Genomic DNA, 13044 nt, shown 5'->3' on the forward strand with positions numbered 1-13044 from the left:
ATTTGAAGATTTGAAGATTTGAAGATTTGAAGATTTGAAGATTTGAAGATTTGAAGATTTGAAGATTTGAAGATTTGAAGATTTGAAGATTTGAAGATAGAGAATCAAATATATTTGAATTATTTTAAACAAAAAAAAGAAGATAAAGCTTAAGCCTGATCTTCTTGTTGACCGTAGAACCACGTTGCTGCGATAAACAGTGAAAAACCAAGCACTGAAACAACTGCTGTAATCATGTATTTTGCACTCTAGATTGAATGAGGTCATTATGTAAAAGTTTTATGACAAAATAATGACAATCTTGTCATATTAAACACAACCTCAAATATCTATTTTAATTAATATTTTTCAATTACTTATAAATATTTATACATTTTTAATATCTCAACTTCTGCTTTAAATGCCAGCTACATTCTAAAATATGACCCTCTTTTGTCATATTTATGCCAGAAAACACCACAAAAATGATCTTAATCTTCAGTTGAAATTGCCTATTAAACTTTCGCCCAAAAAGCCGCCAAAATGCCCACAAAACTTGCTTTTTATCTTATAATTTAGCCCGCTAGCTAACAGCCCGCTCAAGAGATATTTGATATGACAACTTTTATCAAGCAAGATGACTTGATCACATCAGTAAAAGATGCGCTTCAGTTCATTTCTTACTATCATCCACAAGACTTCATCCAAGCGATGAGCCGTGCTTATGATCGTGAAGCGAACAAAGCCGCAAAAGATGCTATTGCACAAATCTTAATTAACTCTCGTATGTGTGCAGAAGGTCATCGCCCAATCTGCCAAGATACAGGGATTGTTAACGTATTTCTTGAAGTGGGTTTAGATGTTAAATTTGATTTAACCATGAGCCTAGATGACGCGATTAACGAAGGTGTACGTCAGGGTTACTTAGAAAACTCGAACATTCTTCGTGCATCTGTTTTAGCTGATCCTGCTTTTGGTCGTAAAAATACCAAAGACAACACCCCTGCTGTGATTCACTACAAACTCGTACCGGGTAACAAAGTCGATATTACTGTTGCTGCTAAAGGTGGCGGTTCAGAAAACAAATCGAAATTGGCGATGTTGAATCCATCTGACTCAATCGTGGATTGGGTACTTAAAACTGTTCCGACGATGGGTGCAGGCTGGTGTCCACCGGGTATGTTGGGTATTGGTATTGGCGGTACTGCTGAAAAAGCCATGATGCTTGCCAAAGAAGCATTGATGGAAGAAATCAACATGGACGAATTGCTTCGTCGTGGCCCACAAAGCAAAATGGAAGAGCTTCGTATCGAGATCTTCGAAAAAGTAAATGCTTTGGGGATTGGTGCACAAGGTCTTGGCGGTTTAACCACTGTTCTTGATATTAAGATTAAAGATTATCCTTGCCATGCTGCGGGCAAACCAGTCGGCATGATTCCGAACTGTGCTGCAACGCGTCATGCACACTTCCAGTTAGATGGTTCAGGTATTGCACATATTCAAGCACCTAAACTAGATGACTACCCTGCTGTGACTTGGGATTCTTCAACCTCTAAGCGTGTTGATCTAGACAATATCACTCAAGAAGAAATGAATTCTTGGCAGCCGGGCGATACTTTATTGCTTAACGGTACGATCTATACTGGTCGTGACGCTGCGCATAAACGTATGTGTGAAATGTTAGATAACGGTGAAGAACTTCCTGTGGATCTTAAAGGTAAATTCATTTACTACGTCGGTCCAGTCGACCCGATTGGTGATGAAGTGGTAGGTCCTGCTGGCCCAACAACTGCGACACGTATGGACAAATTTACCCGTCAAGTTTTAGAAGCAACTGGCTTGTATGGCATGATTGGTAAAGCAGACCGTGGTCCTACAGCGATTGAAGCGATTAAAGACAATAAAGCAACCTATTTAATGGCTGTTGGCGGCGCTGCTTACTTAGTTTCTAAAGCAGTACGTCAAGCTGAAGTTGTTGCTTTTGCTGACTTGGGTATGGAAGCAATCTACAAATTTGTGGTTGAAGATATGCCTGTATCGGTTGCGGTTGACGTGAATGGTACGTCTATCCATGCTACTGCACCAAAAATCTGGCAAGCAAAAATTGGTAAAATCCCTGTGGTAGATGCTGCAGCAGGCTAAGCGATAAGTTTTACTTTTTTTAAACACCCTTAACATGCTAAAGTCTTGTTAAGGGTGTTTTTTTGCCTGATTTTTTATACTTTCCAATCAATAGATACTAAAAATACGATGAAAAAATTCAATCAACTGCTTTGTAGCATTGCTTTATGTAGTTTAAGTTTCACCACATTTGCTCAACCCGCCACAGAAGCATCGGTCGAAAAAGCCCTCAAACTGAGTGACATTAGCGGGACATTGGCACAATCACAACAAGACATGCGTCCAATCTATGACCAGCAAGCCGAAGAAGTGATTAGAAACATTTTTAAAATACAACAGTTGAATGCTGAACAACAAAAAGCAGCCAAACAAATTGCAGATGTTACGGCTTCCTTTAGTCAAAAACTCATTTCCGACCCTAAATTTGTACAAATGCTAAAAAGGGTTTATATGCAAACCTTCACAGAAGAAGAAGTTTTGGCGAACATCCAATTTTTAGAAACCCCAATTGGGCAGTCTATTAACAAAAAAAGTAGCAAAATGATGGCTGAAATCATGCGTAACAGTATCGAAATGTCTACAGCAATGATGCAAGACCCTACAACGCAAAAAGAAATGAATCAACGCGTTGAAAAAATTCTAAAGCCTTTGTTTAAACAAAATGAGCACTCAAAATAACCCCATCACCATGTTGTGGGGTTCCAAATTTTAAACGGTTGTGTCAACTGTACATCATCCGCTGGATCATATTTTACCGGTTTAAGTTTTTGCGCTTTTTTGCGCACTTTTCCAGTATCTTGATCATTCGCCACAAAGTTAAAACTTTCAGATTTCCACTGGGTAAATGCGATTTCATTTAAACCTGTTTTTTCAGGCACAATCATTAAAGGACCTGAAACTTCACGACGCGTACTAAGGTTTTCCTCATCGTATTTAATAAAATAAGTTTGTCCCGCATCTACAGTAAAATCTAAATATTTCGGCTTTTGAAAATGTTGCACCCCCAGCGGACGACTGGTCGACAAACGATAAGTCCCTGCAGGCAATTCAACCCAGTAATAATGATTATTTAATAAACTGGGAATACGTTCACTATTAATAAAAAGACTAGACGCAACTATTTCTTGACGGTTCCATTTGCTATCGGGACGGTACATATACACGATTGCAGCCTGATCGTTTTGTGCATGTACAGGATGGAAGCGCTGTCCGGGTGTTTGATTGACCCAACCACCGATGGTAAACAGACCAAAACGGTATTGCTCCAACATACCCGGCTCATGTTCAGTATTCACAGGTTTTAAAGTTGATGTTGCTTGAGTATGTTCAATAGCAGATTTACCATGACATCCCAGTAAAATAAAGCTTGCACAAATGGCTATACAGACTGCACGCATGATTTTCCCTCACCGCGTATTTTTTATTTTTGTACGAATTAAGCAATTAATTTTTCGATAAATTGATTGTCTTTAGGCATCCACGCCTAGCACTTGAGATTAACACTCGATGTTATTTTTGGAAATAAAAAACGTGCGAAAACTCAAGTTTTCCGCACGTTTCAGACGAATAGCGAGTTAAGCAGATTTAGAGTTAATCACCTTTAAATCTACTTTAGGCGCAGCTTCAGTCTCTGTTTTTGGCTGACGTTCTGGTTTTAATTCTGGTTTTTCTCCAGCATTAATCACCGCATCATTCACCACCACAGTACCCACATCGGTACGGCTTGGTAAATCATACATGGTTTCAAGTAAAGAATTTTCCAGAATTGAACGCAGACCGCGTGCACCGGTATTACGTTCTAATGCTTTTTTCGCAACAGCACGTAATGCCGAATCTTCAAATACAAGGTCAACATTTTCCATACCAAATAAATATTGGTATTGACGTGTTAAGGCATTTTTAGGTTCAGTTAGAATCTGCATGAGTGCTTCTTCATCTAACTCTTCCAATGTTGCAATCACAGGTAGACGACCAATGAATTCTGGAATTAAACCAAATTTCACCAAGTCATTGGCTTCCACTTGACGGAATAAATCAGACAATTTTTTAGTTTCGTCTTTTTTCTTCACATCGGCAGTGAAACCAATACCGCCTTTTTCCTGACGTTGTTGCACAATTTTCTCAAGACCAGAGAATGCACCACCACAAATAAATAGGATATTTGACGTATCAATTTGAATGAACTCTTGTTGCGGATGCTTACGACCACCTTGAGGAGGAATTGAAGCCACCGTACCTTCGATCATTTTCAATAACGCTTGCTGCACACCTTCACCCGATACATCACGGGTAATTGATGGGTTCTCAGACTTACGCGTAATCTTGTCGATTTCATCGATATAGATAATGCCCTTTTGCGCTTTCTCTACATCATAATCTGCTTTTTGTAGAAGCTTTTGTACAATGTTTTCAACGTCTTCACCGACATAACCCGCTTCGGTTAAAGTCGTTGCATCGGCCATTGCAAAAGGAACATCTAAAAGACGCGCTAAAGTTTGGGCCAATAAAGTTTTACCTGAACCTGTTGGACCTACAAGTAAAATATTACTTTTCGCAAGTTCTACAGCATCATCAGGTTTATGACCTGAATTGGTGACTTTTAAACGCTTGTAATGGTTATACACCGCAACTGACAATGTTTTTTTCGCGACATCTTGCCCAATCACATATTGATCGAGCGCAGCACGAATTTCATGTGGTTTAGGCAAAGGCTTAGTTGCCCAATCACTCGATTCAACTTGTTGACTGGTTTGAACTAAATCTAAGCATACGTCCACACACTCATTACAGATGTACGCGTCCTCACCTGCAATCAGTTTCCCGACTTCAGACTGCGTTTTACCGCAAAATGAACAATGCTTTTGTCCTTGAGGATGTTCGGACATATTCACTCCAATATTAAAATCTGAAAATTATGGACGTTTGCTTAACACTTCATCCACGAGACCGTATTCTTTCGCAGCCTGAGCTGTCATAAAGTTATCACGATCGGTATCTTGCGCTAAACGTTCATAGTCTTGACCACTATGTTCAGCCATTAAACGATTTAAACGTTCTTTAATGAATAGAATTTCACGTGCATGAATTTCAATATCTGATGCTTGACCACGGAAACCACCGAGTGGTTGGTGAATCATGACACGTGCATTTTCTAAGCAATAACGTTTACCTTTTGCCCCTGCATTAAGCAGGAAAGCGCCCATTGATGCCGCTTGTCCCATACAGTAAGTCACAACATCCGGTTTAATAAACTGCATGGTGTCATAAATCGCCATACCCGCAGTGACCGACCCGCCTGGTGAATTAATGTAAAGGTGTATATCTTTATCTGGGTTCTCTGCTTCTAAAAACAACATCTGAGCAACAATTAAATTTGCCATGTTGTCTTCAACTTCACCAGTCAAAAAGATGACGCGTTCACGTAAGAGACGTGAGAAAATATCAAAAGAACGCTCACCACGAGAGGATTGTTCTACGACCATTGGTACTAAAGCGTTATCAATTGTTGGAACATACATACGTTATTTATTCCTAAATTTTTGTTACTCAACTCATAATCACAATATGAGGGATAATTGCCGAAATTGCAAAATATTCCCAATTAAATAACAGATATTTTTTATATAAACATTGTGAATTCAGGCCATGTTTAGATAAAGCCATACATAAAAAAAGGCGCATGATGCGCCTTTTTTTAGATTAACTAAGCTTAGCCTTGTTGACGAGCTTGTTGTTCTTTCAATAATTCTTCGTAGCTAACATCTGTATTAGTCACTTTAGCAGCAGCTAAAATGTGATCAACGATTTGATCTTCTAATACAACAGCTTCGATTTGAGCACGTTGTTGTTTGTCATTTTTGAAGTATTCAATCACTTCAGTTGGGTCTTCATAAGAAGAAGCCATGTCGTTGATATATGCTTCAACACGCGCTGGATCAACTTCAATTTTAGCATCAGCTAAAACTTTGCTGACCAATACGCCAAGTTTAACGGCTTTCTCAGCTTGTTCTTTGAACAAGTCATCTGGAAGCATGCTGCTGTCAAATGCTTGCGCACCTTGAGCACCAAACTGTTGCGTGAACTGTTGAATCATTTGTTGACGTTGACGGTCAATTTCTTGAGCCAACATAGCAGCAGGAACTTCAACTTCGTTCGCAGCAACAAGTGCATCAAACGTTGCAGCTTTAACTTGGTTACGAAGACCGTTCATTACTTCACGTTCCATGTTTTTGCGAACGTCAGCTTTTAATTTTTCAACGCCTTCTTCTTCAGTTAAACCAAAGATTTTTAAGAATTCAGCATCAATTTCTGGAAGTTTTTGTTTTTCAACAAGCTTAACAGTAATTTTAAACTGTGCAGCTTTACCTGCAAGGTTTTCAGCTTGGTAGTCTTCAGGGAAAGTAACGTCAATCACTTTCTCTTCGCCTTTCTTCATACCAACGATACCGTCTTCGAAGCCAGGAATCATACGACCTGAACCTAAAACAAGTTTAAAGTCTTCAGCAGTACCGCCTTCAAACTTTTCACCGTCAACAGTACCTTCGAAATCAAAAGTTACTTGCATGTCTTTTTTAGCCATGCCTTTTGTTTCAGTCCAAGATGCACGTTGCTTTTGAAGATTTTCAATCATTTGGTCAACGTCTTTGTCGTTAACTTCAGATTTTTTACGTTCAATTTCCAAAGCGTCAAATGCGTTTACTTCAACTTCTGGATAAACTTCTACAGTTGCTTGATAAACAAGAGCGTCGTCTTTGTTTTCAACTTTATCAATGTTTGGCATACCAACAGCATTGATTTTTTCTTGCTGAATTGCTTCGAAAACTGTGTCACGAATAACATCGTTCACAACTTCTTGGTAAATACCTGCGCCATATTCACGACGTACAACATTTAAAGGCACTTTACCTGGACGGAAGCCGTTGATCTTCGCAGTTTTGGCAGTGCGTTTTAAACGAGCTTCAAATTGCTCGTTCACACGGCTCGTCGGTACAGATACATTTAAACGACGGGCAACGCCCGAAACCGCTTCAGAAGTTACTTGCATGGCTTCCTCGATATAGAAATAGTAATTGCAATTTTGAAAGTGCCATATTATATGACAACATTGCAAGATATACAAAGTAGGATAATTTAACCACTATTTTTACCTTTTCCCTCGATAAAATCTACGTTTTATGTAAACAAAACCTCCTTCTTTATCCATGAGTGGCACTTTTGTATATTTTTTATTGCAAATGATAAACTTTATCATTACTATTAAGTTGTTTGTTTTTTATCTTATTTATTTTCAATTATTTATCTCGTCCATCTTTGGAATTCTATTTTATGAGTAAGTTCAACCTTCGTCCGCTTAGCATCGCTATTCTAGGAATGACATCCACTTCTATTTTTGCAAATACTGAAACAGCTTCTTCTTCCAAACATCAGCTTGCGACCATTGTGGTGTCCGCGGCAGGTTATGAACAAAAAATTAAAGATGCCCCTGCTTCTATTACCGTGATTACAGCAGAAGATTTTAAAAAGAAAGGCATAACCACAATTGCAGATGCTCTAAGTGATGTACCGGGTGTTGATATTCGTAATGGTCAAGGGAAAACAGGTGGCTTAAATATACAAATGCGTGGGCTTAATCAAGCGTATACACTTATTTTAATTGATGGCCAAAGACAAAATACATCTGGTTCAATTGGGCCAAATGGCTTTGGAGAATTTTCAACAAGCTTTATGCCTCCTCTTGCTTCGATTGAACGTATTGAAGTCATTCGAGGCCCTATGTCAACATTGTATGGATCAGATGCAATGGGTGGTATTATTAATATCATTACTAAAAAAGTAAGTAACGAATGGACAGGAAATATATCTTTAGAACAAACTGTCCAAGAAAACTCTGATATTGGGGACAGTTGGAAAACCAGCGCTGTTGTAAACGGCCCACTCATTCAAGATGTTTTAGGCATGCAATTACGCGGGGAGTTTTTTCATAGAAATAATTCTGAACGTCTCGTTGATCCTGCAAAATCAATTAATCAAGGAAGCCAAGGACGTGATCCTCGTACTGTAGAAGCAAATAACTATTCGATTGGTTCAAAGCTCACATACAAAATGAATGATTCTTTAACGTCTTGGCTTGATTTTGATCACTCAGAACAGCGATTTGATAATAGTGATGCTCGATTAGGTGAGCTATATGAGTACCATAGAACAAATGGCACTATCACAGGGGTCGGATCTTATAAAGATGAAATTAAGTTTTTAAGAGATCGTGTTTCTGCTGGTGTTGATGCCGACTTAAGTTTTGGAACATGGAAAACATTTGCGAGCCAAGTAAAGTCGAAACAAGAAGGACGCCGTTTGCCTATTGGTAATGCACCTGCTTATAACTATTATTCAGATGGTACAGCAAACCGTGAACTTGAAAATACAGATTTAACCATTGATTCTCGTATTGTGGCTTCTATCAAAAATCACAAATTAACATCAGGTATTGAGTACAAAGATGGTGAAACCATCGACAACTCTGCAGGGAATGGCGTTAAGTTTGCTCAAGACTCATGGTCAATATTTGTTGAAGATGAATGGCGTCTTGCAGACTCTCTTGCATTTACATTTGGTGGCCGCTATGAAGATCATAGTGCATTTGGAGGTCACTTTACCCCTAGAGCTTACTTAGTATGGAATACTAACGATTATGTTACTTTAAAAGGCGGAGTAAGTACTGGATATAAAGTTCCAACAGCAAATGATTTACATAGTGGAATTAATGGTTTTAGCAACCAAGGAAAAAATGTTACTTTAGGCAATCCAGATTTAAAGCCTGAAAAAACAACAAATTATGAAATAGGCTTTACATTCGATAATCTAAATAATTTTAATATTACAACAACAGGTTTCTACACTCAATTCAAAGACATTATTACATCGGATGCAAGTGTTTTCGAAAACTGCATATGGGCAAGTCGCCCAGTAGGCCAACCCCCAGCAGCAAATTGTATGACTGTTGGTAATTTTGACAATCAACAAAATTTTACCTTTAAAGGTAATGCAGATAAAGCAGAAAGCTATGGTATTGAATTAGCCACTAGCTATGATATTTCTTCAAGTTTTAATCTAAAAGCAAACTACACTTGGATAGAATCTGAAATTACAGAAGGTACAAATAAAGGACAAGCTATTGAAAATACCCCTAGACATGCAGCAAATCTGACAGGTACTTGGTATATAAATGATCAATTTACAACATGGTTAGAAGCTGAATATAAGTCAAAGAGAAAACGTTTTGAAAATCCTAGTTTAAACGTTAATACAATTAGAGAAGTAGAAGTAACCAACAATGAGTTAAAAGCTTATGAGTTATTTAATATCGGTGCATCATATAAAGTAAATAATCAAGTTACTTTATCTGGTCGTGTTAATAATTTGCTCAACCAAGATTTTGGTGAATATAACACCTTCATTAATGCCGATGGAGACTTAACCAACGCCTTTTTATATACAAAAACAACCAGTGGAATAGCTGGAACTTACATACCTGATCGTAATTACTGGTTATCTGTATCTTATGATTTCTAAGATTTAAAATCCCCATAAAGAACCCTGCTTATGCAGGGTTTTCCTATATAGCAACAGAATCAATCACTTAATTACAATTTGTTACATTATTTCATCTAATATCCCATTTTACTTCATATTAATAATCGCCAATTCCAATTCATATCAATAGTGATAAAAAATAAGAATCATTATTATTCTCATACATTTTCACAGTACACATTTTGAGTTAGAAATGGCCTTCATTAAAACACGCAAAAAATTCGTATCTTCTGCGATTGTGTCATCACTTTCAGTTATCGCTGGTAATGCAATTGCACAAGATCAAGTTGCTCAACTTGATACTATTCACACTCAAGCTACAACAGAACAAAGTTTAAAAGTAGATCAATCTGCGAATTCTAAATTTGTAGCTCCCCTTCTGGATACCCCAAAATCCGTTTCTATTCTTTCGCAAAAATTACTTAAAGAAACCAACTCAAATACATTATTAGAAGCATTGCGTTATGAACCCGGCATTACTTTAGGTGCTGGTGAAGGTGGTACACCATTTACAGATATGCCTTATATTCGTGGTTATAGTGGTCAATCATCTATTTATGTTGATGGAGTCCGTAATACCACTTCACAAAGTCGAGACATGTTCGCGATTGAACAAGTTGAAGTCATTAAAGGATCATCTTCTGCCCTTGGTGGCGGCGGTAGCGTTGGTGGAAGTATCAACCTGATTCCTAAAGTGGCACATGAAGGTGATACCTATCAAGGAAGTGTACAAGGCGGTACAGATAGCTATCGTCATATTCAACTCGATGCAAATAAAGATTTCGGCAACGGAATGGCCGGTCGTGTTGTCGTGATGGGACATGAAAATGAAAAAGCAGGACAAAGTGACGGTGCAGAATATGCTCGCGCAGGTATTGCAACCAGCCTAGCATTTGGTCTTGGTTCTGATACGCGTGGTTCTGTCGGTTATTACTACTTGCGTAGCAATGATGAACCAGATGCAGGTATTCCATTTAACAACGCAACCCCAACGACCCCACCTCCTGGGGTAACTGTAACACCGGGTGATGGTAAACCAGTCAGTGTTAAAGCAGGCACTTACTACGGTTGGAAAGCACGTGATTTTGACAAACGTGAAAACCAAATTGCGACATTCAAGTTAGAACATGACTTCAATGAAGACCTAACGCTATCTAATATTGCCACTTATAACAAATCTAAGTCTGATTATATCTATACCAATGCAGACGACTCTAAAGGGAATATTTATAGAGGGACTGTAGCTCGCCGTGCGTTAAGCCGTATCTTGGATACAGATGCTTATAGCGATCAACTTTCTTTAAGAGGTAAATTCAACACGGGTGCATTAAAACATTCTTTTAATGTCGGGACTGAATGGAGCTTACAAAAAACAGATCAGGGGATGTATACCTTCACCAATGCGGCAGGACAAACAACCTCCACAATTTTAAACTCTAGTATCAATTCTTGTGACTCAACTGCCGCTGCCCTCAATGGCTGGTGTACCAGTTTAAATAATCCAGGCAATGGCGCATTTACCGATACTGTCGGAAGTATTAACGGGCAGTCTACGACTCGCAGCCAGACAGCATCTATCTATGCCTTAGACAGCATTGAATTTACTCCTCAATGGCTCTTAAGCTTAGGCGTACGTTGGGATAAATTCGAAACTGAGAAAAAATACAATCAAGATGTCTACGCAACAACTGCTGGTGCCTACAACTCAACAATCAGCATTCCTAAAGGTACAAAATACGAAAGTGACTCAGACTTTTTCACTTATCAAGCCGGTCTAGTCTACAAACCAACTGAAAATGGTAGCATTTACGCAAGTTTTGCAACCTCTGCAAACCCTGTTGGCGTACTGGCTGAAGGTGATAGCAGTGACAATGCACTTGGTACAACCGATATTATTAATGCGCTTAAGCCAGAAGAAGCACGTACCTTTGAAATTGGCACAAAGTGGGACTTATTTAATAATCGTGCTAACTTAACGGCCGCTATTTTCCGTACCGAGAAGCAAAATACACGTATTCAAATTGACTCGACGACGACTGCAAATGCAGGAGAAAGTAAAGTTGATGGCTTCGAAGTAAGCTTAAACGGTAAAATTACCAACAAGTGGGAAGTCTCTACAGGTTATAGCTATCTCGACAGCGAAATCACCAAAGCAGCCTACACAGCAATTGCTCAAGAAGGTAAACCACTTCCATTTGTGGCGAAAAACAGTGCTACTTTATGGTCAACATATAAAGTTCTACCAAATTTAACGCTGGGTGCTGGTGCCGAATACCGTGACCAAGTATTTGTAAATACAACTGCGCCGAAATACTTACCGACTTACACCATTTACAACGCCATGGCGAAATATGATGTAAACCGTAATGTAAATGTTCAGTTAAATGTGAATAACATTTCTGACAAACAATACTTTACCAGTGCACATGCAGCGCACTATGCATTTGAAGGTAATGGCCGCAACGCGGTTCTTGCAATTAACTTCAAATATTAAAATAAAATCCCATAATTAAATTATGGGATTTATGGAAATTCCTATAAAATAGCCTCTTAAAGAGGCTATTTTTTTATAAAATCTATTCAAAAGGATGTTCTCTGTGATTCATCACATTCCAAATGTATTATCGAAAGAGCAAGTGGCTGAATTTCGTCAAATGATGGAAACAGCAAACTGGGTTGGAGGAAAAGTTACAGCAGGAACCCTTTCCGCTTCAGTGAAGCAAAACCAGCAACTCTCCGAACAAGATCCTTTGACGCATCATTTAAGCGAGCTGGTGATTCAGGCCATTTGGAAGCATCCAGTTTTCCAAGCTGCTGCACTGCCATGCCAGATTATTCCACCGCTATTTAACCGCTATGATAAGCATGAAAGTTTTGGCTTTCACGTCGACAACTCCATTCGACTGATTCGTGGCACTGCCCAGCAAATGCGAACAGATCTATCTTGTACACTTTTCTTAAGTGAGCCTGAAGAATACGAAGGCGGCGATTTAGTCATCGAAGATACCTATGGATATCATGAAGTCAAACTACCTGCTGGCGATGTCGTCCTCTACCCTGCAACCAGCTTACACGAAGTGAGCAGTATTATTCGTGGGACACGATTTGCTTCTTTCTTTTGGGTACAAAGCATGATTCGTGATGATGCTGAACGCCATATGTTATTTAATTTAGACCAATCTATTCAAAGCCTGCGTATGCAGTTGGGTGATCAACACGAGGAAGTGGTCAAACTCACCAATCTGTATCACAACCTGATGCGAAAATGGGCAGAACTTTAAGAAAAAATGATTTAACACATCCAATTCTGGAGATTATTTTCATTAACTCCAGAATATTCAATTTCTTTTCATA

General features: G+C 38.7%; 9 protein-coding genes. 5 read left to right on the forward strand and 4 right to left on the reverse strand.

Annotation, left to right across the window (positions count from 1 at the left end):
* Nucleotides 1-594: 594 nt before the first annotated feature.
* Together F994_RS07980 and F994_RS07985 are read left to right on the forward strand one after the other, a co-directional pair.
* Nucleotides 595-2121: a fumarate hydratase gene (locus tag F994_RS07980; RefSeq protein ID WP_004649776.1), complete on the forward strand. Its 1527-nt coding sequence runs from the start codon at nucleotides 595-597 to the stop codon at nucleotides 2119-2121.
* 108 nt (nucleotides 2122-2229) lie between these two features.
* Nucleotides 2230-2778, forward strand: coding sequence for a DUF2059 domain-containing protein (locus tag F994_RS07985; protein WP_004649777.1), 549 nt, complete (start codon nucleotides 2230-2232; stop codon nucleotides 2776-2778).
* Between the two features lie 5 nt (nucleotides 2779-2783).
* Here the strand turns inward: F994_RS07985 and F994_RS07990 are convergent, their stop codons facing one another.
* The 4 genes from F994_RS07990 to tig all read right to left on the reverse strand — a co-directional run bounded on the left by F994_RS07990 (nucleotide 2784) and on the right by tig (nucleotide 7144).
* Nucleotides 2784-3497, reverse strand: coding sequence for a DUF2846 domain-containing protein (locus F994_RS07990; RefSeq protein WP_004649778.1), 714 nt, complete (start codon nucleotides 3495-3497; stop codon nucleotides 2784-2786).
* A 177-nt stretch (nucleotides 3498-3674) separates the two neighbouring features.
* Entirely contained in the window at nucleotides 3675-4985 is a 1311-nt protein-coding gene (clpX, locus tag F994_RS07995) for an ATP-dependent protease ATP-binding subunit ClpX (RefSeq protein WP_004649779.1), read from the reverse strand.
* Nucleotides 4986-5012: 27 nt separating this feature from the next.
* A complete protein-coding gene (clpP, locus tag F994_RS08000) occupies nucleotides 5013-5618 on the reverse strand; it encodes an ATP-dependent Clp endopeptidase proteolytic subunit ClpP (protein ID WP_004649780.1) in 606 nt (201 codons plus the stop codon).
* 191 nt (nucleotides 5619-5809) lie between these two features.
* Nucleotides 5810-7144 (reverse strand): trigger factor, encoded by a 1335-nt coding sequence (gene tig, locus F994_RS08005; RefSeq protein WP_004649783.1) that lies wholly within the window; start codon nucleotides 7142-7144, stop codon nucleotides 5810-5812.
* 281 nt (nucleotides 7145-7425) lie between these two features.
* Here tig and F994_RS08010 point away from each other — a divergent pair, with 281 nt between their 5' ends.
* From F994_RS08010 to F994_RS08020, 3 genes are all read left to right on the forward strand, one after another.
* Nucleotides 7426-9669, forward strand: coding sequence for a TonB-dependent receptor domain-containing protein (locus F994_RS08010; RefSeq protein ID WP_004649784.1), 2244 nt, complete (start codon nucleotides 7426-7428; stop codon nucleotides 9667-9669).
* Between the two features lie 214 nt (nucleotides 9670-9883).
* Nucleotides 9884-12184 (forward strand): TonB-dependent receptor, encoded by a 2301-nt coding sequence (locus F994_RS08015; RefSeq protein ID WP_004649785.1) that lies wholly within the window; start codon nucleotides 9884-9886, stop codon nucleotides 12182-12184.
* A gap of 103 nt (nucleotides 12185-12287) precedes the next feature.
* Nucleotides 12288-12971 carry a Fe2+-dependent dioxygenase gene (locus F994_RS08020; protein WP_004649786.1) on the forward strand — a complete coding sequence of 228 codons (684 nt, stop codon included), beginning with the start codon at nucleotides 12288-12290 and terminating at the stop codon, nucleotides 12969-12971.
* The last annotated feature ends 73 nt before the right edge of the window (nucleotides 12972-13044 follow it).

The sequence above is a fragment of the Acinetobacter bohemicus ANC 3994 genome, from assembly GCF_000367925.1.
GTDB classification, from domain to species: domain Bacteria; phylum Pseudomonadota; class Gammaproteobacteria; order Pseudomonadales; family Moraxellaceae; genus Acinetobacter; species Acinetobacter bohemicus.